The 19,457-nt window shown below is 74.4% G+C and carries 18 protein-coding genes; 8 read left to right on the top strand and 10 right to left on the bottom strand.

Features of this window, described 5'->3' with window-relative positions; all coding sequences use genetic code 11:
* Window positions 1-44 precede the first annotated feature (44 nt).
* Window positions 45-1,175 (bottom strand): anhydro-N-acetylmuramic acid kinase, encoded by a 1,131-nt coding sequence (locus tag JI742_RS12865; protein ID WP_201827485.1) that lies wholly within the window; start codon window positions 1,173-1,175, stop codon window positions 45-47.
* A 71-nt stretch (window positions 1,176-1,246) separates the two neighbouring features.
* Window positions 1,247-2,626 carry a M23 family metallopeptidase gene (locus tag JI742_RS12860; RefSeq protein ID WP_350309681.1) on the bottom strand — a complete coding sequence of 460 codons (1,380 nt, stop codon included), beginning with the start codon at window positions 2,624-2,626 and terminating at the stop codon, window positions 1,247-1,249.
* Window positions 2,627-2,877: 251 nt separating this feature from the next.
* On the opposite strand from JI742_RS12860, the gene tyrS reads away from it, so the two are divergent.
* Both tyrS and JI742_RS12850 read left to right on the top strand, forming a co-directional pair.
* On the top strand, window positions 2,878-4,119 hold the full coding sequence (gene tyrS, locus JI742_RS12855; RefSeq protein WP_201827481.1) for a tyrosine--tRNA ligase: 1,242 nt from the start codon (window positions 2,878-2,880) through the stop codon (window positions 4,117-4,119).
* Window positions 4,120-4,122: 3 nt separating this feature from the next.
* Window positions 4,123-4,779: a hypothetical protein gene (locus JI742_RS12850; protein ID WP_201827479.1), complete on the top strand. Its 657-nt coding sequence runs from the start codon at window positions 4,123-4,125 to the stop codon at window positions 4,777-4,779.
* On the opposite strand, the gene JI742_RS14075 is transcribed toward JI742_RS12850, so the two are convergent.
* Window positions 4,730-6,274 carry a glycosyltransferase family 39 protein gene (locus JI742_RS14075; RefSeq protein WP_201827477.1) on the bottom strand — a complete coding sequence of 515 codons (1,545 nt, stop codon included), beginning with the start codon at window positions 6,272-6,274 and terminating at the stop codon, window positions 4,730-4,732. The two genes, JI742_RS12850 and JI742_RS14075, sit on opposite strands and share 50 nt — an antisense overlap.
* Window positions 6,275-6,429: 155 nt before the next feature.
* Between JI742_RS14075 and JI742_RS12840 the strand changes: the two genes are divergently transcribed.
* The 3 genes from JI742_RS12840 to JI742_RS12830 all read left to right on the top strand — a co-directional run bounded on the left by JI742_RS12840 (window position 6,430) and on the right by JI742_RS12830 (window position 9,747).
* A complete protein-coding gene (locus JI742_RS12840) occupies window positions 6,430-7,470 on the top strand; it encodes a glycosyltransferase family 2 protein (RefSeq protein ID WP_201827475.1) in 1,041 nt (346 codons plus the stop codon).
* 71 nt (window positions 7,471-7,541) lie between these two features.
* The gene (locus JI742_RS12835; RefSeq protein ID WP_236677025.1) at window positions 7,542-8,573 is read left to right on the top strand and encodes a lysylphosphatidylglycerol synthase transmembrane domain-containing protein; all 1,032 of its coding nucleotides are present in this window, start codon (window positions 7,542-7,544) and stop codon (window positions 8,571-8,573) included.
* Between the two features lie 151 nt (window positions 8,574-8,724).
* A complete protein-coding gene (locus tag JI742_RS12830; protein ID WP_201827474.1) occupies window positions 8,725-9,747 on the top strand; it encodes an NAD-dependent epimerase in 1,023 nt (340 codons plus the stop codon).
* Here JI742_RS12830 and JI742_RS12825 read toward each other — a convergent pair.
* Together JI742_RS12825 and JI742_RS12820 are read right to left on the bottom strand one after the other, a co-directional pair.
* Window positions 9,735-11,189 (bottom strand): sensor histidine kinase, encoded by a 1,455-nt coding sequence (locus JI742_RS12825; protein WP_201827472.1) that lies wholly within the window; start codon window positions 11,187-11,189, stop codon window positions 9,735-9,737. The two genes, JI742_RS12830 and JI742_RS12825, sit on opposite strands and share 13 nt — an antisense overlap.
* Window positions 11,186-11,857 (bottom strand): response regulator transcription factor, encoded by a 672-nt coding sequence (locus JI742_RS12820; protein WP_201827469.1) that lies wholly within the window; start codon window positions 11,855-11,857, stop codon window positions 11,186-11,188. The genes JI742_RS12825 and JI742_RS12820 overlap by 4 nt, the downstream gene beginning before the upstream one ends.
* A 198-nt stretch (window positions 11,858-12,055) precedes the next feature.
* Between JI742_RS12820 and JI742_RS12815 the strand changes: the two genes are divergently transcribed.
* Together JI742_RS12815 and JI742_RS12810 are read left to right on the top strand one after the other, a co-directional pair.
* On the top strand, window positions 12,056-12,337 hold the full coding sequence (locus JI742_RS12815) for a PepSY domain-containing protein (RefSeq protein ID WP_201827467.1): 282 nt from the start codon (window positions 12,056-12,058) through the stop codon (window positions 12,335-12,337).
* Window positions 12,337-12,834 (top strand): hypothetical protein, encoded by a 498-nt coding sequence (locus tag JI742_RS12810; protein WP_201827465.1) that lies wholly within the window; start codon window positions 12,337-12,339, stop codon window positions 12,832-12,834. The genes JI742_RS12815 and JI742_RS12810 overlap by 1 nt, the downstream gene beginning before the upstream one ends.
* A gap of 9 nt (window positions 12,835-12,843) precedes the next feature.
* Here JI742_RS12810 and panC read toward each other — a convergent pair whose 3' ends face one another.
* The 4 genes from panC to JI742_RS12790 all read right to left on the bottom strand — a co-directional run bounded on the left by panC (window position 12,844) and on the right by JI742_RS12790 (window position 15,735).
* Complete coding sequence (gene panC / locus JI742_RS12805) at window positions 12,844-13,689, bottom strand: pantoate--beta-alanine ligase (protein WP_201827986.1); 846 nt, start codon at window positions 13,687-13,689, stop codon at window positions 12,844-12,846.
* A 66-nt stretch (window positions 13,690-13,755) separates the two neighbouring features.
* Window positions 13,756-14,592 carry a 3-methyl-2-oxobutanoate hydroxymethyltransferase gene (gene panB / locus JI742_RS12800; protein ID WP_201827462.1) on the bottom strand — a complete coding sequence of 279 codons (837 nt, stop codon included), beginning with the start codon at window positions 14,590-14,592 and terminating at the stop codon, window positions 13,756-13,758.
* Between the two features lie 80 nt (window positions 14,593-14,672).
* A complete protein-coding gene (locus tag JI742_RS12795) occupies window positions 14,673-15,527 on the bottom strand; it encodes a segregation and condensation protein A (RefSeq protein WP_201827460.1) in 855 nt (284 codons plus the stop codon).
* Window positions 15,528-15,534: 7 nt separating this feature from the next.
* Window positions 15,535-15,735, bottom strand: a complete 201-nt coding sequence (locus tag JI742_RS12790) for a DUF3460 family protein (protein ID WP_201827458.1) — start codon at window positions 15,733-15,735, stop codon at window positions 15,535-15,537.
* Window positions 15,736-15,865: 130 nt separating this feature from the next.
* On the opposite strand from JI742_RS12790, the gene JI742_RS12785 reads away from it, so the two are divergent.
* Window positions 15,866-17,689 carry a CYTH and CHAD domain-containing protein gene (locus JI742_RS12785; protein ID WP_201827456.1) on the top strand — a complete coding sequence of 608 codons (1,824 nt, stop codon included), beginning with the start codon at window positions 15,866-15,868 and terminating at the stop codon, window positions 17,687-17,689.
* A 3-nt stretch (window positions 17,690-17,692) separates the two neighbouring features.
* Here JI742_RS12785 and JI742_RS12780 read toward each other — a convergent pair whose 3' ends face one another.
* Window positions 17,693-19,429, bottom strand: coding sequence for a SulP family inorganic anion transporter (locus JI742_RS12780; RefSeq protein ID WP_201827454.1), 1,737 nt, complete (start codon window positions 19,427-19,429; stop codon window positions 17,693-17,695).
* Window positions 19,430-19,457: the final 28 nt, after the last annotated feature.

Here is a 19,457-nt window from a genome sequence, read left to right as displayed (position 1 = left end):
CCCGGGCGCTTTTTTCATGGGCGGCCGCCGCGCCGAGGGCCCGATCAGACCGGGTAGCAGGCGCCAAGGATGCGCGGCCCGCGTGCGCCGGTGACGGCCGGCAGGTTGCCGGGCTCGCCCAGCAAGTGGGCCCGAGCCAGCCAGGCGAAGGCGGTGGCCTCGACCCACTGCGGCGGCAGGCCGTGCGCGGCGCTGCTCGCCACCGCCCAGTCGGGCAGGGCGGCTTGCAGGCCGCGCAGCAGCGCGCCGTTGAAGGCCCCGCCGCCGCAGACGATCAGCGGCCGTGGCGCGCCACCGGGCGCCGCGCCGGGCCGCCAGGCCTGCAGGGCCTGGGCGATGGACTGCACCGTCAGCGCAAGCAGGGTGGCCTGCACGTCTTCCGGGGCGGCTGCACCGTCGCCGTCCAGCCAGCGGGCCAGCCAGTCGGCATGGAAGTGGTCGCGGCCGGTGCTCTTGGGCGCGGGCCGGGCGAAGTAGGGATCGGCCAGGCCGCGGGCCAGCAGGGCGGGCAGCACCCGGCCGCTGGCGGCCCAGGCACCGTCGGCATCGTGGGCCAGGCCGCGCTGGCGGGCGATCCAGAGGTCCATCAGCACATTGGCCGGTCCGGTGTCGAAGCCGGTCACCGCGCCCTGCGCGGGCAGCAGGCTGAGGTTGGCGATGCCGCCGAGGTTCAGCACCGCCACATCCTGCCCGGGCTGGGCCCACAGGGCTTGATGGAAGGCCGGCACCAGCGGTGCGCCTTGGCCTCCGGCGGCGATGTCGCGACTGCGGAAATCGGCGATCACCGCGATGCCGCAGCGCTCGGCCAGGCGGGCTGGCGCGGCCAGTTGCAGGGTGTAGCCGCCGTCGGCCGGATCCGGCCGGTGCCGCACCGTCTGGCCGTGCAAGCCCAGCGCGGCGATGGCCGCCGCAGCCTGGCCGGAGGCGGCCAGCACGGCCTCAACCACCTCGGCGCAGACGGCCATCAAGCCCTGGGCGGCAAGGCTGGCGCGGTGCAGTTCGTCATGCCCCGGATGGTTCAGGGCCAGCAGCTCGGCCCGCAGCGGGGCCGGCAGCGGCCGGTGCGCGCAAGCCAGAACGCGACCCCAACCTGGCATGCCGCCGGGATGCCAGTCGACCAAGGCGCCGTCCACCCCGTCGGTCGAGGTGCCGGACATCAGGCCCAGCGTCAGCATGGAAGGCCGATTCAGGGGGCCGGGCGGGTCAGACGGGCGGCGGTCCCCCGGGACCGCCGCCGCGAGGGCGCTCACTCGAAGCGCTCGCCCTGGTTGGCGGAACCGGCCGCCGCGCTGAGTTGCAGGCTGGCCGAGCGCGCGCTCTGCGCGAAGCTGGCGCGAGCGGCTTCCGACAGCGTGACTGGTGCCGAGGCGCGGGCCATGCGGACCGGATCGACCTGGGCGCCGCCGACGAGGAATTCGAAGTGCAGGTGCGGGCCGGTGGCCCAGCCGGTGGCGCCGACGGCGCCGATGAGCTGGCCTTGCTCGACCCGCGACCCCTGGCGTACTGAAATGCGGCTGAGGTGGGCGTAGCGGGTCTCGTGACCGCCCGCATGGCGAATCATCACGATGTTGCCGTAGCCGTTCTGACGGCCCGCGAAGGACACCACGCCTTCGCCGACCGAGCGCACCGGTGTGCCGGTCGGCGCACCGTAATCGACGCCCTTGTGCTGGCTCCAGCGGCCGCTGATCGGGTGCATGCGCATCGCGAAGCCCGAGGTCACGCGCGAGAAAGCCAGCGGCGAGCCCAGGAACATGCGGTTCTTGCTGCGGCCCTTGGGGTCGAAGTAAGCGCCGCGCTTGCCGGGTTCCTGGAACCAGATGGCCTCATGGACCTCGCCACCGTTCTCGAAGCGCGCCGCCAGCACGCGGCCGGCGCCCTGGGCCCAGGCCACCGGCTCGCCGTCGGCCATCAGGCCTTCGTAGAGCACGGAGAAGGTGTCGCCGCGGCGCAGCTCGCGGCGGAAGTCGATGTCGGCACCGAACAGCTCGGCAAGCTGGTTGGTGACGGCGTCGGGCAGCTTGGCGTCGTCGGCCGCGGCGTAAAGCGAGCTGACGATCGTGCCCGAGCTGAGGCGGGTCTGCACCGCATACGGCACTTCCGCGGTGCGGGCGGTGAAGCCGCCGCCCGCCAGGCGCTTGATCTCCAGCCGGTGGAAGTGGGTGCTGGCCCGCTCGTCCAGCGGCGAGGGCGAGCGCAGGGTCAGCGAGATCATGCGGCCGCCCTCGGCCAGCACCTGCACCATCTTGCCGGGCCGGCCGGCAAGCACTTCGCGGCCGGCCGGGTCGGTGCGCAGGAAGCGCGCGGCTTCCGGATCGTCCACGCCCAGGCGCTTGAGCAGCGAATCCACGGTGTCGCCCGCACGGCTCAGGTCGCTGCGATAGAGGGCCAGGCTGTGCTCGTCCAGCGCGAGCAACTGCTCTTGCAGCGCGGCATCGCCCGGCAGGTCTTGCTGGACCAGGCGCTGCGGCAGTTCAGCCGCATCAGGCACCAGCGGCGCCACGCCGAAGGCGGTGACGGCGCTGCCGGTCAGCAGGACGATCACGGCGGCCGTGACCCGGCGGCGGTGGCGGCCCAGTGCGGCTTCAAGGGCCCGACCCGCACGCATCAATTGAAATTCGAGGTTCACCAGGAGGGTTCCGGCTTGGGCATGACACCGTTCGCAAGCAAGGCAGATGCCTGCAGCCGGTGGTCGGCTTGGTGAGGACAGTCGGGGCGCAGAACGGGCCGGATCGGGTCCGGTCCGGTTCGTGGCAGGGCGATGACGGCGGCTGCCTAGAATCCGGCGTCTGCGCGGGGCTGGAGTGTACCGGCACCCCTCTGGGGGTTCCTGTGGTTTACCCCCAGTCGATCCCCTGTTCCTGAAGGCCTGTTTTCCTCATGTCAGCTTCCCAACCCGCCGCGCCCCTGCCCCCCAGCGACGCTGTGCAGCATGCCCTGGCCCAGACCCTGCGCGGTTGCGAAGAGCTGCTGCCGCGCGAGGACTGGCTGAAGAAGCTCCAGCGCGCCGAGGCCAGCGGCCAGCCGCTGCGCATCAAGCTGGGCCTGGACCCGACCGCGCCCGACATCCACCTCGGCCACACCGTGGTGCTGAACAAGCTGCGGCAGTTGCAGGACCTGGGCCACACCGTCATCTTCTTGATCGGCGACTTCACCGCCGCCATCGGCGACCCTTCGGGCCGCAACAGCACGCGGCCGCCGCTGTCGGCCGAGCAGATCCGCGCCAATGCCGAGACCTACTACGCCCAGGCCAGCCTGGTGCTGGACCCGGCGCGCACCGAGGTCCGCTACAACAGCGAGTGGTGCGATCCGCTGGGCACGCGCGGCCTGATCCAGCTCGCCAGCCGCTACACCGTCGCCCGCATGATGGAGCGCGACGACTTCACCAAGCGCTTCCAGGGCGGCGTGCCGATCAGCGTGCACGAGTTCCTCTACCCCCTGCTGCAGGGCTACGACTCGGTCGCGCTCAAGAGCGACCTGGAACTCGGCGGCACCGACCAGAAGTTCAACCTCCTCGTCGGCCGCGCGCTGCAGCAGGAGTTCGGCCAGGAGCCGCAGTGCATCCTGACCATGCCGCTGCTCGAAGGCCTGGACGGCGTCGAGAAGATGTCCAAGTCCAAGAACAACTACATCGGCATCACCGAGCCGGCGAACACCATGTTCGCCAAGCTGCTCTCGATCAGCGACGCGCTGATGTGGAAGTACTTCACCCTGCTGAGCCTGCGCAGCGAGGCCGAGATCGCCGCGCTCAAGGCCGAGGTCGAGGCCGGCCGCAACCCCAAGGACGCCAAGGTCCTGCTGGCCACCGAGATCACCACCCGCTTCCACAGCGCCGCGGCGGCCGAGGCCGCGCTGCAGGACTTCCACCACCGCGCCCGCGGCGGCATTCCCGACGAGGTGCCCGAGCTGAGCCTGGGCGGCGCGCCGCTGGGCCTGGCCGCCCTGCTCAAGGCCGCCGGCCTTGCGCCTTCGAGCAGCGAGGCCAACCGTCTGATCGACGGCGGCGGCGTGCGCCTGGACGGCACGGTCGTCAGCGACAAGGGCCTGAAGTTCGAGGCCGGTTTCTCCGCCGTCGTGCAGGTCGGCAAGCGCAAGTTCGTCCGCGTTCACCTGGCGGCCTGAGGCATGGACCAGCCCCTTCTTCAGCGCCGTGGCGCGGCCCCAGCGCTGATGGCCGGGGTGATCGGCCTGGGCCTGGCCTGCTGGGCCCTGCTGCCCAACGAGCAGGTGCGCGAGCTGATGAGCGAGCAGGGCCCTTTCGAGGCTGGCACGGCCCTGGCCTATGCCCTGACCGCCGTGCTGGCCTGGATGCTGCGCGACCGCGAAGAGCCGGCTGCGCTCTTTGCCGCGATCGCCGTGGTGATGCTGGCTTTCGCAATGCGCGAGCTGGACTGGCACAAGGCCTACACCGACCTCAGCATGCTCAAGTCCCGCTTCTGGTCCGGCCCCTACCCCCTGCACCAGAAGCTGGCCTCGGCTGCCGTGCTGCTGCCGGTGCTGGGCAGCGTTGCCTACCTGCTGCGCCGCGGCCTGCCGCGGGTGCGCCAGGGCCTGCGCAGCGGGCACCCGGCCGCGGTGACGGCCCTCACCTTCCTCATCACCCTGGCCCTGGTCAAGCCCATCGACAGCACGGTCAATGTGCTGGTCGACGGGCACGGCTGGGTGGCGCCGGTCTGGCTGCCGCCGCTCAATGCGGCGATCGAGGAGTCGCTGGAGCTGGGCCTGGGCCTGCTCACGGCCCTGGGCCTGCTCCAGCATCGCGCCAGGCGGCGGCGTAGCTGACCCGGCCCGGCCCGCGCGGATGCACGGGCAGGGTCCAGTGCTGCCGGGGCGGCAGGCCCTGGGGCAGGGCGGCCGAGGCCGCTTTCACATCCGCCCCGCGCCCGACCCAGAGCAACGGCCCGGCCGGCAGCGCAGCCGGCGGCTCGTCCGGTCGCCGCACTTCGACCCGCGCCTGCGGCAGCGCCAGGCGCAGGCCGCCGGCCAGCACGCGGTCGCTGCTGATCACGGTGAAGGGCCCGGCCGGCACCGCGCCCGCTGCGTGCAGGCCCTGCACCAGGGCGGCCAGCGGCTCGTTCAGCTCGTCCGGGCGGTTGCGTTCGCCGGCCACCCAGGTGCGCAGGCCGATGCCGGCCAGCCAGATCACGGCGGCCAGCGCCGCCAGGCGGTGCAGCCAGCGCCGCCGGGGATGGCCTTGCAGGGCAGGCAGCGAAGCGAAGAAGAGCAGCGGCAGCGGCAGCAGGAAGGGCATCAGCCAGCGTTCCTTGAACTGCGTCGCGCCGCCCAGGATCACCAGGGCCGCGAAGAACAGGGCCATCGTCAGCAGGTAGAGGCCGCCGAGCGCGCGCGCCAGGGCGCGCTGGCTGCGGGCGGTGGCCTCGGCCACCGGCGCCTGCCAAGCGCTGCGCAGGCCGCGCGGGCCCAGCACCAGCAGCAGCACCAGGCCCAGCGGCATCAGCCCTGCCACGGCCGCGAGCAGCGCGCCGAGCAGGCCGCGGCCCATGCCCAGCAGCCGGGCAAGCGCATCCGGCGCCGCCGCGCCGGCCAGCTTGCCGGCGGCATGGGCGCGGGCCGCCTCGCCATGGTCCAGCAGCCACAGGCCGTGCGGCGCCAGCAGTGCGCCGGCCAGGCCGGCAGCCAGCAGCAGACCAGCCCAGGCCCCCCACTGGCGCAGGGCGGCGCGGCCCGCCGGCAGCCAGGCCAGCGCCGCAAACCAGGCCAGCGCGAAACCGGCATAGCTGTACTTGGACAGCAGGCCCGCGCCGACCAGCAGGCCCAGCAGCGCCCAGCGGCCCAGGCGCTGCGGCGCCTCCAGCAGGCGCAGGCTGGCCAGCACCGTCAGTGCCGCCACGGTGGTGACCAGCACCGAGTGGGTCAGGTCGCGCTGCGATTCCCAGCCGATCTGCAGCATCAGCAGCGGCATCAGCGCCGTCGTGGCGGCCAGCGGCGCCGGCATCAGCTTCAGCCCGGCCCGCCACAGCGCCAGGTAGGTGGTGGCCAGCAGCAGGTTCTTGAGCAGGCTCAGGCCCAGCAGCGAGGGGCCGGTCAACAGGAAGACGAGCTGCTGCAGCCAGGTGTAGAGCGGCGGCTGCGGGCCGTGGCCCCAGGCCCAGGACTGGGTCCACAGCGCCTGCTCGGCTTCGTCCAGCTCCAGCGCGGGCGAGGCGGCCAGGCGGGTCAGCACCTGCGCGCCGAAGTACAGCAGGGCCAGGCCCAGGGCCAGGGCCCAGGCCTGGCGCGCAGCCGTCGGGTCATGGGAGGAGGCAGGGGCGTGCATCGGCCCGGCTTATGCCGGAGCTGGATGAAGCGGGCATGAAGGCCAGCCCGGTCGAGGTGGCCTCGCGACAGCGTCGCCCTTTCTTCATGTTCGCTTCATCGACGGCCCGAACACTAGGTCGCCGGCCGGTCCACCGCGCCTTGTCCCGTCCGACGATGAACGCCTTCACCCATTTCGTCTTCGCTTCCGAGCCGCTGCCCCTGGCCGAGGTGGCTGTGCCTGCGTCGGCGGAGGCCGCCGCGCCCGAGGTGTCGATCGTCATCCCCGTCTACAACGAGGCCGAGAACCTGCCCGAGCTGATCCGCCGCGTCGGCGAGGCCCTGGCCCCGACCGGTCGCCGCTTCGAGCTGATCCTGGTCGACGACGGCTCGCGCGACGCCAGCGCCGCCCTGCTGCGCGAGGAAGCCGCCCGCCGGCCCTGGCTGGTGCCGGTGGTGCTGGCGCGCAACTACGGCCAGAGCAGCGCCCTGCAGGCCGGCTTCGACCGCGTGCGCGGCCGCTATGTGGTCACGCTCGACGGCGACCTGCAGAACGACCCGCTCGACATCCCGGCGATGCTCGACCGCCTGGACGCCGACGACAGCGTCGACATGATCTCCGGCTGGCGCCGTAACCGGCAGGACGCCGAGATCTCGCGCAAGCTGCCCAGCCGCATCGCCAATGCGCTGATCTCGCGCGCCACCGGCGTGCACCTGCACGACTACGGCTGCGCGCTCAAGGCCTACCGGCGCGAAATCATCGACCGCATCCGGCTCTACGGCGAGCTGCACCGCTTCATTCCCTCGCTCGCCAAGGACGCCGGCGCGCGCATCGCCGAGGTGCCGGTGCGCCACCATGCGCGCACCCGCGGCGTCAGCAAGTACGGCATCGACCGCACCTTCCGCGTCATCCTCGACCTGGTGCTGATCGTCTTCTTCATGCGCTACCGCCAGCGGCCGTTGTATGCCTTCGGCGGCCTCGGCCTGTGGCTGCTGACGCCCGGCCTGGGCATGCTCGGCCACCTGGGCGTGCTCAAGCTGCTGGGGCAGGACATCGGCGGCCGGCCGCTGCTGATGACCGGCATGCTGCTCAGCCTGATCGGCGTGCAGCTCATCGTCGCCGGCCTGGTCGGCGAGATGCTGACCCGCATTTACCACGAGGCCGGCGGGCGTCCGCAGGCCCATGTGCGGATGGACGGCGCGGCCCGGCGGGCGTGAGCGGGGCCGCGCCCGCCTTGCCGCCCGGACGGTCGGCCGGTGCGTCGACCCGCCGCAAGGGCCCCGTCCTCTTGCGCCTGGCCCTGGGGCTGTGCGTGTTGGCGGGCCTGCTGGCCCTGGTCGACACGGCCGCCCTGCGGCGCAGCCTGGCCGGCGCCGATCCGGCTTGGCTGCTGCTGGGCCTGGGCAGCGCGGTGCTGGCCAATCTGCTGTCGGCCTTGCGCTGGTGGGCCTTGGCGCGCTGGCTCGGCGCCTGCGTCACACCGGGCTGGGCGGTGGCCCGCTATGCCGGCGGCATCGCGCTGAATGCGCTGCTGCCGGGTGCCGTGGTGGGTGGCGACCTCTACCGCGCCCAGGCCCTGCGAGCCCACGGCCTGGGCTGGGCCGCGGCCGGGCTCTCGGTGCTGGTCGACCGAGGGGCCGGCCTGTGGATGCTCGGCGTGCTGGCCCTGGCCGGAGCCGCCCTGGCCCTGCTGGGCGCCGAGCCCGCGGCCTTGCTCGACCCCCTGGCGGCGCTGCTGCCGACCGGCCCGCAGGCGGCCCTGCGCGCCCTGCCGGCGGCCGGCTTGGCAGCGGCCTGCGCCGGCCTGGTCCTGGCCTGCACCCTGGCCCCGCTGGCCCTGACCGCCCGGTCTCCGGCCGCCGGCTCCGCCGGTCCGGCTTCGCCCGCATCGGACGGCCCCGAGGCGGCCCCGCCCGCGCTGCCCTCGCGCGCCCAGGCCCTGCGCGCCCTGGCCCGGCGGCCGGGCGCCCGCGGCCAGCTCGCCCTGCAACTGCTGGCTTCGCTGGGGGTGCAGCTCTTCTCGGTCGGCACCCTGGCCTGCGCCGGCCTGGCCCTGGGCGTGACCCTGCCGGCCTGGACCTGGGCCCTGGTCGCGCTGCCGATCTTCCTGATGTCCACCCTGCCGATCAGCTTTGGCGGCTGGGGCAGCCGCGAGGCCGCAGCCGTGCTGGCCCTGGGTGCCTTCGGCGTGCCCGCGCCGCTGGCCCTGGGCATCGGCCTGCTCTACGGCCTGGCGGCCCTGGCCCAGGCCCTGCCCGGCGCGGCGGTGCTGGCCGCCGAGCGCCGCCAGCGGCCGGCCGGGGCGCAGCCCGCGGCTTGATCGCGCCCGCGCCCGCAGCACGGGCTGGATCGCGCCAGCCCCCGCCGCACCGGCCTGATCGCGCGATGCCCCGCCCGGGCAGGCAGCGACACTTGATCCCCGCCCCGGGCCGATCCCGGCCCCGCCCTCTGCCCTCCAGGATCTCCGGGCCATGCTGCACCTCGTCACCGGCCATGCCGGCTTCATCGGCTTCCACACCGCCTGCCGCCTGCTCGAACGCGGCGAGGGCGTGATCGGCTTGGACAACCTGAACGACTACTACGACCCCGCACTCAAGCAGGCCCGCCTGGTCGCGCTGCAGGCCGTGGCGGATCGCAGCGGCGGCTTCTACCGCGATGTGCGCGCCAACCTGGCCGATGCGGCGGCGGTGGATGCCGTCTTCGCCCAGCACCGCATCGAGCGGGTGATCAACCTGGCCGCCCAGGCCGGCGTGCGCTATTCGCTGCAGAACCCGCGCGCCTATGTGGAAAGCAACATCAGCGGCTTCGTGAACCTGCTGGAGGCCTGCCGCCACCACGGGGTGGGCCACCTCAGCTATGCCTCGACCAGCTCGGTCTACGGCGCCAGCACCGCGCTGCCTTCCAGCGAGCATGTCGCCGCCGACCATCCGCTGCAGTTCTACGCCGCCACCAAGCGCGCCAACGAGCTGATGGCCCATGCCTACAGCCACCTCTACCGGCTGCCGACCACCGGCCTGCGCTTCTTCACCGTCTACGGCCCCTGGGGCCGGCCGGACATGGCGCCTTTCCTCTTCACCCGCGCGATCCTGGAAGGCCGGCCGATCCAGCTTTTCAACCACGGCCGCCACAGCCGCGACTTCACCTTCGTCGAGGACATCGTCGAAGGCCTGCTGCGCGCCAGCGACCAGCCCGCCGCGCCCGACCCGGCCTGGAACAGCGCCGCCCCCGATCCGGCCCGCAGCAATGCGCCCTGGCGGGTCTACAACCTGGGCGCGAGCGCGCCGGTCGCCCTGGTCGATTTCATCGATGCCCTGGAGGCCGCCATCGGCAAGCCGGCGATCCGCGAGCTGGCCCCCATGCAGCCCGGCGACGTGCCCGACACCGCGGCCGACACCCGCGGCCTGCAGGCCGACGTCGGCTATGCGCCGGCCACCCCGCTGCGCGAGGGCGTGCAGCGCTTCGTCGACTGGTACCGCGGCTTCTACAAGGTCTGAGCGGCGGAGGCTCCCGCCGGCAGCCGCAGCGTCGCGCGAAAGCCCGGCCGGCCCGGTGCCAGCGGCGAGGCCAGCAGGAGCTCGCCGCCCGACTGCCGCGCCACCGCCTCGACGATGGCCAGGCCCAGGCCGCTGCCTTCGGCCTGCCGGTCGGCGCGCTCGAAGGGGCGGCGCAGGCGCGCCAGCATCTCGCCCGGCACGCCCGGGCCCTCGTCCTCCAGGACCAGCGCGACCTGGCCGTCCTGCCGCTGCACGCTGAGCCGCCGCGCGACGCCCGGCCCGCCGTGGCGCAGGCTGTTCTCGATCAGGTTGCGCAGCGCGATGCCCAGGGCATCCAGGTCGCCGTGCACCGTCAGCGGCTGCAGCGCCAGCGTCCAGCCGGGCGGGGCGGCGGGGGCATCCGCGGCTTCGTCCGCCGAGCCGGCCGGCAGCAGGCCGGCCTGCATGAATTCGTCCAGCACCAGCAGGGCCAGCTCGTCGAGCGCCACCGGCTCGCGCGCCAGGCCGACGCCGGCATCCACCCGCGCAAGCTGCAGCAGCTTGGCGCCCAGCTCGCCCAGGCGCTGAAGCTGCCGCGCCAGCGTGGCGGCGCGGGCCTGGCTGGCATGGCCGGCCGGCAGCGCGTCTGCCAGCTCAACTTGCAGGCGCTTGAGCTGGGCCTGGGCGGCGGCCAGCGGGGTGCGCAGCTCGTGCGCGCTGGCGGCGGCGAACTGGCGCTCGGCGCCGAGCAGGCGGCCGAGCCGCCCGAGCAGCGCGTCCACCGCCTCGACCAGGGGCGCCAGCTCCTGCGGCAGGGTGGACGCACCGTCGGGCCCGCGCAGGGCCGGGTCGCTGGCGAGCGGCGAGAGGTCATGGCCGTCACGCCGGGCCAGCGCGGCGCGTGCCGGGGCGAGGCTGGCAAAGCCCTGGCGCAGGCTGCGGTGCAGGCCCCAGGCCAGCAGGGGCAGCAGGGCCAGCAGGGGCGCCAGCAGCCAGACCAGGGCGGGGAGGATGGCCTGCGCCCTTTCCTCCAGGGGCTCCGCCGCCACCGCCACCCGGCCGCCCCGGCGCTCCACCTCCACATGCACCCGCCAGCGCCCCGCCCAGCGCTGGCCGCGCCGGTCCAGCGCGGCCAGCGCGGCGGCCGGGGCTTCCTCGGAGCGCCACAGCATCCGCCCCTGCGGGTCGAAAAGCTGCAGGGCGATCTCGCCCTCCTGGTCGTCCTCGACCCGCGGCGCGGGGCGGTCCCAGGCCAGGGGTAGGCTGAGCAGGCGGCGCGCCTGGTCTTCCAGCGCCTCGTCGCGCAGCTTGTGCAGCTCATGGGCCGCGCCGCCGCCCGCCAGCGCCGCGGCCAGCAGCCAAGCGGCGGCGAGGCCGCCCAGCAAGCGGCGGCGCAGGCGTTGCTCCAGCCGCCAGGGGCGCGCCGGGCCGGGGGAGGGCGGCGCGGCATCGGGCCTGCTCATGCGCCGGCCTCGAAGCGGTAACCCAGGCCGCGCTGGGTGCGGATGGTCTCGGCGCCGAGCTTGCGGCGCAGGCGGCTGATCAGCACCTCCACCGAGTTGCTGTCGGCCTCGCCGCGCCCGGCCTGGGTGTAGACGGCCTGTTCCAGCGCGCTGCGGCTCCAGAGCTGGCCGGGCCGGCTCGCCAGGCGAGCGAGCAGGGCCCATTCCATGGCAGTCAGCAGCACCTCCTCGCCGCCGCGCCAGGCCCGGCCGGCGGCGAAGTCCAGCTTCAGCGCATCGGCCTGCAGTGTCGGCGGCGCGACGCTGCCGCTGCGCCGGGCCACAGCCTCGATGCGGGCCAGCAGCTCGTCGAGGTCGAAGGGCTTGACCAGGTAGTCGTCGGCGCCGGCCTGCAAACCGCGGATGCGGTCGCTGATCTGGTCGCGCGCGGTGAGCACGATGACCGGCCGGCGGTCGCCGGCCGCACGGCGGCGGCGCAGCAGCTCGGTCGCATCGCCGTCGGGCAGTTGCAGGTCGAAGAGGGCCAGCTCGATCGCCGCCTCGCCAGCCAGCCGGGCCTCGGCCTGGGCGATCAGCTTCATCCACTGCACGGCATGGCCGGCGGCTTCGAGGTGGTCGAGCACGGCCTGGCCGAGGTCGATGTCGTCTTCGAGCAGCAGCAGGTGCATGGGGTGGGTGCGCGGAGACGCGGGGCAGGGCGGGTGAGGGTGCCGGTCGGGACTGAACCGATTCTGAACCGCAGGCCGGCGCCGTTCAGGTCGGGTTCAAGTCCGCAGCCGACCATGCGGTCCATGCCTCGAAGCGCCGGGGGCCAGATGGCCCGCCCGCCCCGAAGCCCTCTTAACCCCCCCTTGAAGGAGTTCACCATGTTCCCTCGCCTGCCCCGCTTGAAGGCCCTTGCCCTGGCCGCCACCCTGGGCCTAGCCGCCCCCGCTTTCGCCAGCGGCGACCGCTGCCAAGCCGGCCCCGAAACCGGCTGGAAGCCGCTGGCCGAGCTGGTCCAGAAGCTGAGCGCCGAGGGCTGGCGCCTGCGCAAGATCGAGATCGACGACGGCTGCTACGAGGTCAAGGGTGTCGACAAGGAGGGCCGCTACCACGAGGCCTACTTCCACCCGCAAACCCTGGAGCGCAAGGGCTGGGCCCACTGATGGCCGCGCTGCCATCGCCGCGCTGCGCCTGGGTGGGCGGGCTGCTGCTGCTGGGCGGCCTGCTCGCGGCCGGGGTCGCCGGACTCGGGGTCCTGCTCGACGAGGGCCTGCCGGCCTGGCCCGGCGCCTGGGCCGCGCCCGCGTGGTGGCCGCAGGCCCTGCCGCTCGGGCCCTGGCATGCCGCTCTCGGCACCGGCCTGGCGCTGGCCCTGCTGCTGGGCCTGGCTGCGGCCCTGCTGCGCCTGCGCGGCGGGCCGCGCGGCCTGGCCGGCCTGGCCCTGCTCGACACCCTGCTGCTGGCCGGCAGCGGCGCGGCCCTGGCGCCCGGCGGCTGGCGCGAGGGCGGGCTGCCGGCGGGGCTCGATCCCTGGATCGCCGCCGGCCTGATCGAGGCCGCCGCCGAGGCCCATGCGGCCAGCACGGTTTTGCTGCCGCTGCTGATCGGCGCGGCCTGGACCGGGGCCGCCTTGCAGGCCCGACGCCTCGGCGCCGCCTGAGCGCGGGGCTCAGACTTCCAGGTTGTCGATCAGCCGGGTGCGGCCCAGCCGCGCGGCGGCCAGGGCCACGGCCGGCGTGTCGCCCGCGACGGGCTGCAGGTCGTCGCGGCGGCGCAGGCTGAGGTAGTCGGGCTGCCAGCCGCGGGCGCGCAGGGCGGCGGTGGCTTCGGCCTCCAGCGCCTCGCGGCGGTCGGCCGTGCGCGGGCCGGCGCGCCAGGCGGCGGCCAGGGCATGCAGCGCGGCCTGGAGTTGCGGCGCCTCGGCACGCTCGGCGGCATCGAGGTAGCCATTGCGCGAGCTGAGCGCCAGGCCGTCGGCCGCCCGCACCGTGGGCCCGGCCAGCACCTCGATCGGCAGCGCGAACTGCCGCACCATGCCCTGCAGCACGCGCAGTTGCTGGTAGTCCTTCTGGCCGAAGACGGCGGCATGCGGCTGGACGCACTGGAAGAGCTTCATCACCACCGTGGCCACGCCGGTGAAGAAGCCGGGCCGGAAAGCGCCTTCCAGGATGTCGGCCAGCGCGGCCGGCGGCTGCACGGTGTAGAGCTGGGGCTCGGGGTAGAGCGCGGCTTCGTCGGGCGCGAAGACCAGGTCACAGCCGGCACCGGCCAGCAGCTCGACATCGCGTTCCAGCGTGCGCGGGTAGCGGTCGAAATCCTCGTTCGGCCCGAACTGCAGGCGGTTCACGAAGATGCTGGCCACCACGGCCCGGCCCGCGTCGGCCGCAGCCTCGCGGGCCTGGCGGATCAGGGCCAGGTGGCCTTCGTGCAGATTGCCCATGGTCGGCACGAAGACCGGCCGCAGCGGGCCGGCCAGGGCCGCGCGCAGGGCGGGCAGGGTGCTCAGCAGGGGCAGCGGGAGGTCGGACATCGGAGATTCAGGCAGGGGAACGGGCTGGGCACTGCCCGGCCCGGCAGGCGCTCAGTAGCTGTGCCGGGCTTCGTCGGGGAAGCTGCCGTCGCGCACGGCGGCCACGTAGCGGCGCAGCGCGTGCTCGATCGAGTCGCTGCCGTCCATGAAATTGCGCACGAAGCGCGGCAGGCGGCCGCGGCTGATTTGCAGCATGTCGTGCAGCACCAGCACCTGGCCGGCGGTGCCGCCCCCCGCGCCGATGCCGATGGTGATCAGGCCCGGGCAGGCGCCCACCACGCTGCGCGCGGTGGCCGAGGGCATCAGCTCCAGCACCAGCATGGCGGCGCCGGCCTCGGCCAGCTCGCGGGCATGGCGGCAGAGCGTGGCCGCCCCCGCCTCGTCGCGGCCCTGGATGCGGTAGCCGCCCAGGGCATGCACGCTCTGCGGCGTCAGGCCGAGGTGGCCGCAGACGGGCACGCCGCGCTCGACCAGGAAGCGCACGGTCTCGGCCGTCCAGCCGCCGCCTTCGAGCTTGACCATCTGCGCGCCGGCCTGCGTCAGCGCGGTGGCGCTGCGCATGGCCTGGTCGGGGCCCTCGTGGTAGCTGCCGAAGGGCAGGTCGGCGATCAGGAAGGCGCTGCGCCGGCCGCGGGCCACGCAGCGGGTGTGGTACGCGACTTCGTCGAGCGTGACCGGCGCCGTGCTGTCGTGGCCCTGCAGCACCATGCCCAGCGAATCGCCGACCAGCAGGCAGTCGACGCCGGCCGCATCCAGCAGGCCGGCGAAGCTGGCGTCGTAGCAGGTCAGCATCGCGATCTTCTCGCCGCGCGCGGCCATGTCGCGCAGCCGCGGCAGGGTCAGCGCGGGGCGTTCGGCGGCGGCGGTGGGGCTGGGGTGGCTGCTCATCGGAGGGGGCGGGGCGCCATCGGCACCGGGGGGCGGATTCTAGGAAGCGCGCCGGCTGCGGCGCCGCCGGGCGGGGGCGTTCAGACCGGCTGGTAGGCCAGGCGGACGTAGATCGGCGCGTAGGCCTCGGCCTGGGTCAGCTCGATCAGGCGCTCGCGGGCGAGTTCGAGCATGGCGATGAAGGTCACGACCAGCACGGCCGGGCCGCGTTCGACCTCGAACAGGTGCTCGAACTCGACATAGCGCTGGCCCTGCAAGCGCTTGAGCACGATGCTCATGTGCTCGCGCACCGAGAGCTGCTCGCGGCTGATCTTGTGATGCTGGTTCAGGCGGGCGCGCTTGAGGATCTCGGTCCAGGCCTCGCGCAGGTCCTCAGGCCGCACCTCGGGCTGGCGCAGCTCGACCGTGGTGTCGATGTGCGCCTGCGCGCGCCAGAAGTCGCGCCCCAGCAGCGGCAGGCGGCCCAGCTCGGCGGCAGCCAGCTTCATCTGCTCGTATTCGAGCAGGCGGCGGACCAGCTCGGCGCGCGGGTCCTCGGCCTCGGCCTGGCCCTCGACCTTGCGCGGCGGCAGCAGCATGCGCGACTTGATCTCGATCAGCATCGCCGCCATCAGCAGGTATTCGGCGGCGAGTTCGAGGTTGCGCTTGCGGATCGCCTCGACATAGCCGAGGTACTGCCGCGTGACATCCGCCATCGGGATGTCGAGGATGTTGAAGTTCTGCCGCCGGATCAGGTAGAGCAGCAGGTCCAGCGGGCCCTGGAAGGCTTCGAGGAAGACCTCCAGCGCATCGGGCGGGATGTAGAGATCGGTCGGCAGCGCGAACAGCGGCTCGCCATACAGCCGGGCGACCGCAGCGACCTGGTCGACGGTCTGCGGCAGGGCGTCCGGCGGCAGGGCCGAGCCCGGCCCGGCGAGCTCGCCGGCCGTGTGCATGCGCGGCTCAGGTCTTGCTGTGATAGACGTAGGCCTGCTGCGGCACGCGGGCGGCGCGCCATTCGGCCTGGGCGGCGCGGTCCACCGGCTGGTCCCAGAGCAGGGCGCGGCCTTCGCGCTGGCGGCTTTCCAGGGCCGGATCGGCCTTCTTCAGTTCGCTGATGAACTGGGTGGTGTCGGACTGGTAGGGCTTCCAGAAGAGCGGCATGGCGATTCCTTGCGGCGGCCGGATCCCGGCCTGGGGTTGTCCCGAATTTTAGGCCCCGCGTCCCCGCGCCGCCCCCGGGCGGCCCGACGATGGGAAGATTCCGCCCATGGCCCGTGCATTCACCCCTCCCTTGCCCGACCTTCCGCCCGCCCCGGCACCGGCGACCGAGCCGCCGCCCGGCCCGGCCCGGCGCGGGCCGGCGGCTGCGCCGCGGGCGGCATCCCGGGCCGTGCCCGAGCCGGTCGAGATCGAGCTGCGCCTGCAAATTCCGCCGGCCGCCCGCGAGACGGTGCGCGCCTTCCTGCGCGAGGACGGCGGCAGCGCCCAGAGCCTGAAGGCCGTCTACCTCGACACGCCCGACCGCCTTCTGGCCCGCCATGCCATGGCCTTGCGCCTGCGCAAGGAAGGCCGGCAATGGGTGCAGACGCTCAAGTGCGGCGCCGCCCACGCCCTGGTGCGCGGCGAGCACAACGTGCCGCTGCCGGCCCTGCCCGGCGGCGGCCAGCCGGGCGTGGACCCCCAGCGCCATGCCGGCCAGGCGGTGGGCGAAAGCCTGCTCGCCCTGCTCGACGAGGCCGCGCGCGCGCAGGGCCCGGCGGCGGTGCGCCTGGTCGAGGGTTTCGTGACCGACATCCAGCGCCGCAGCCGCCGCCAGCGCCTGCGCCACGGCACGGTCGAGTTCAGCCTGGACGAGGGCGAGCTGCGCGCCCCCGACGGCGCCGGCGGCTGGCGCATCTGGCCGGTCTGTGAGCTGGAGATCGAGCTGATCAGCGGCTCGCCCCGCGCCGTGTTCGAGGCCGCCCGCCGCTGGACGGCCCGCGGCCTGTGGCTGGAGCCGCGCAGCAAGGCCGAGCGCGGCGAGCGCCTGCGCCGCGGCGGCGGCCCCGGCCAGCCCGGCCCGGCCTTCGGCGCGCAGGCGCTGAAGCTGCCGCGCGGGGCCGAGGCCTCCACCCTGGCCGAAGCCGCGCTCGACAACGTCGCCGCGCAGGTGCTGCGCAATGCGGGCGAGCTATGCGGCGGCGTGGCCGGCGCCGAATCCCTGCACCAGTTGCGCGTCGGCCTGCGCCGGCTGCGCTCGCTCGACAAGCTGCGCGCCGGCTGGCCCGGGGTCGCGCCGATCGCCGCCGGGCCGGCCCTGGCCGAACTCTTCCGCCGCCTGGGCGCAGCCCGCGATGCCGATGCCCTGGGCGAGGGCCTGGGCGCCGAGCTGGCGGCCGCCTGGGCGCAGGCCCAGGGCCTGGCCGAGCCGCCCGCGGGCTTCCTGGCCCGTGGGCTGCCGGCCGAGGCGGTGCCCGATCCCGTCGCCGAGCTGCGTGCCGCCCCGGCCCAGCAGGCCCTGCTGCTGCTGCTGGCGCAGAGCGCGCTGCCGGCCGAGCGCATCGCGCCCATGCTGGCGGACTGGACCCGCGAGCGTTCACGCCCCGCGGCCCCGGCCGCCCCGTCCCGCAAGGCGCCCGCCGCCGACATGGCGGATGCGCTTCGTGCGGTCGATCCCGCCCTGGCCGCGGCTGAGGCCGCCCCGCCGCCCCTGCCCTCCGGCGCGGCCGACCCCGCGCCCGACCCCGGCGCCCGCGCCCAGGCCGGCGCCCGGCTCGCCCGCTGGCAACGGCGCCTGGTGCGCGAGGCCAAGGCCTTCGACACGCTCGATGACGAGGCCCGCCATGCCCTGCGCAAGGCGCTCAAGCGCCAGCGCTACAGCGTGGAGCTGTGCGCCGACCTCTACAGCCGCAAGGCGCTGGCCGCCTACCTGAAGCCGCTGCGCGCCGCGCAGGAGGCGCTCGGCCTGTTCAACGATGTCTGCGTCGCCACCGCCCAGGCCCGTGCGGCGGCCGAGGCCGGCCAGGCCGAGGGCTGGTTCGCGCTGGGCTGGTTGCAGCCGCGCCGCGCCCAGGTGCTGGCCGAGGCCGGCGCCTGCCTCCAGCGCTTCCGCAAGGTGCCGCCGCCCTGGGCCTGAGGCTCAGGGCCCGGTCGACCGGGGCGGGGTCGCGCCCGGCAGCGGCTCGTCCAGCCGGGCCAGCACGGCGGCCAGGTCGGCTTGCAGGCGCTCGGGGCCCAGTTCGTCCAGCAGGCCGCCGCGCTGCATCAGCAGGGCCGGCTGGGGATGGGCCTCGACCAGCCACAGCGCGATGCCGCGCCGCGCCAGGTCGCGGCCGAGCTGCACCAGCACGGCCAGGCCGCTGCTGTCCAGCGCGATCAGGCGCTGCAAGTCCAGCACCAGCACCCGGCAGCCCGGCGGCAGTTGCTCGGGCAGGTCCTCCAGCTTGCCGCTGGCACCAAAGAACAGGGCGCCGTACAGCCGCCGCAGCGCCACGCCCGGTGCGGGTTCGGGCGCGAGCTGCACCTCGAACAGCGCAGCCATGCGCCAGATGAAGAAGACGCAGGCCAGCACCAGGCCGACTTCCACCGCCACCATCAGGTCGAAGACCACCGTCAGCACGAAGGTGCTGAGCAGGATCACCCGGTAGCCCGGCGCGAACTGCCGCAGCCGCGCGAACTCGTGCCATTCGCCCAGGCGGACCGCGGTCATGAAGGTGATGGCGGCCAGCACCGCCAGCGGCACATCCTCGGCCAGCGGCGCGGCCACCAGCACCACCAGCAGCAGCGCCAGGGCGTGGACGATGCCGGCGACCGGTGTCGTCGCGCCGGCCCGCACATTCGTCATCGTGCGGGCGATGGTGCCGGTGGCGGGAATGCCGCCGACCAAAGGCACCACCATATTGGCCACGCCCTGGGCCATCAGCTCCTGGTTGGGATCGTGGCGCGGCAGCTCGGGGGCGAGCTGGTCGGCGATGCGGGCGCAGAGCAGGGCCTCGACCGCGCCGAGCAGGGCCAGCGTGAGTGTGGGGATGACCAGGTCGCGCGCGCCGGCCCAGCTCAGCGCCGGCCACTGCAAGGTCGGCAGGTGGTCGGGGATGCCGCCGAAGCGGCTGCCGATGGTCTCCACCGGCAGGGCCAGGCCGGCTGCGGCCAGGCTGCCGAGCAGCAGCGCGACCATCTGCGCCGGCACCAGGCCCAGGCCGCTGCCGAGCGTGGGCTGCGCGCGCCGGGCGAGGCCCACCATGCGGGGCCAGCCGACGATCAGGCCCAGGCAGGCCAGGCCCAGGGCCAGGGTGCTCGGGTCCGTGTCCCCGAGACCGCCCGCCAGCGCGCGGAGCTGCGAGAAGGCATCGGCCGGCAGGCGACCCAGGTCCAGGCCCAGCAGGTCCTTGAGCTGCGACAGCGCGATCAACACCGCGATGCCATTGGTGAAGCCGATCACGATGCTGATCGGCACATAGCGCACCAGGCCGCCCAGGCGCAGCAGGCCCATCAGCACCATCAGCCCGCCCGCCAGCAGGGTGGAGACGAGCAGATTGGCCAGGCCGTAGCGCTCGACGATGCCGTAGACGATGACGATGAAGGCGCCCGCCGGCCCGCCCACCTGCACGTTCGAACCGCCCAGGGCCGAGATCAGCAGGCCGCCGACGATGGCGGTGAACAGGCCGGCCTGGGGGCTGACGCCCGAGGCGATCGCGAAGGCCAGGGCCAGCGGCAAGGCCATCACGCCGACGGTGAGGCCCGCACCCAGGTCGCCCAGGGCCTGCTGGCGGGTGTAGCCGGGCAGGGTGTCGAGCAGGCGCGGCCGGAAGCGCGCCAGGCGCAGGCGCGGCAGCGGTCGCGCGGCGGGGGCAGGGGAGGGGGCGTCGGGGGTCATCGACAGCCCATCGGCCGGTGCAGCCGCG

The organism is Piscinibacter lacus (assembly GCF_016735685.1).
Classification (GTDB): Bacteria; Pseudomonadota; Gammaproteobacteria; order Burkholderiales; family Burkholderiaceae_C; genus Aquariibacter; species Aquariibacter lacus.
Note: the sequence above shows the minus strand (reverse complement) of the source record. Positions and strands in the feature narration are given on the sequence as shown.

What these genes read in the sequence shown, in the direction of transcription:
- JI742_RS12790 (WP_201827458.1), bottom strand. Translation starts at nt 15,735, where the DNA reads ATGCCGCTCTTCTGGAAGCCCTACCAGTCCGACACCACCCAGTTCATC.
- JI742_RS12820 (WP_201827469.1), bottom strand. Translation starts at nt 11,857, where the DNA reads ATGCACCTGCTGCTGCTCGAAGACGACATCGACCTCGGCCAGGCCGTG.
- JI742_RS12780 (WP_201827454.1), bottom strand. Translation starts at nt 19,429, where the DNA reads ATGACCCCCGACGCCCCCTCCCCTGCCCCCGCCGCGCGACCGCTGCCG.
- JI742_RS12810 (WP_201827465.1), top strand. Translation starts at nt 12,337, where the DNA reads ATGGCCGCGCTGCCATCGCCGCGCTGCGCCTGGGTGGGCGGGCTGCTG.
- panB (WP_201827462.1), bottom strand. Translation starts at nt 14,592, where the DNA reads ATGAGCAGCCACCCCAGCCCCACCGCCGCCGCCGAACGCCCCGCGCTG.
- JI742_RS12865 (WP_201827485.1), bottom strand. Translation starts at nt 1,175, where the DNA reads ATGCTGACGCTGGGCCTGATGTCCGGCACCTCGACCGACGGGGTGGAC.
- tyrS (WP_201827481.1), top strand. Translation starts at nt 2,878, where the DNA reads ATGTCAGCTTCCCAACCCGCCGCGCCCCTGCCCCCCAGCGACGCTGTG.
- JI742_RS12825 (WP_201827472.1), bottom strand. Translation starts at nt 11,189, where the DNA reads ATGAGCAGGCCCGATGCCGCGCCGCCCTCCCCCGGCCCGGCGCGCCCC.
- JI742_RS12830 (WP_201827474.1), top strand. Translation starts at nt 8,725, where the DNA reads ATGCTGCACCTCGTCACCGGCCATGCCGGCTTCATCGGCTTCCACACC.
- JI742_RS12815 (WP_201827467.1), top strand. Translation starts at nt 12,056, where the DNA reads ATGTTCCCTCGCCTGCCCCGCTTGAAGGCCCTTGCCCTGGCCGCCACC.
- JI742_RS12795 (WP_201827460.1), bottom strand. Translation starts at nt 15,527, where the DNA reads ATGCACACGGCCGGCGAGCTCGCCGGGCCGGGCTCGGCCCTGCCGCCG.
- JI742_RS12840 (WP_201827475.1), top strand. Translation starts at nt 6,430, where the DNA reads ATGAACGCCTTCACCCATTTCGTCTTCGCTTCCGAGCCGCTGCCCCTG.
- JI742_RS12850 (WP_201827479.1), top strand. Translation starts at nt 4,123, where the DNA reads ATGGACCAGCCCCTTCTTCAGCGCCGTGGCGCGGCCCCAGCGCTGATG.
- JI742_RS14075 (WP_201827477.1), bottom strand. Translation starts at nt 6,274, where the DNA reads ATGCACGCCCCTGCCTCCTCCCATGACCCGACGGCTGCGCGCCAGGCC.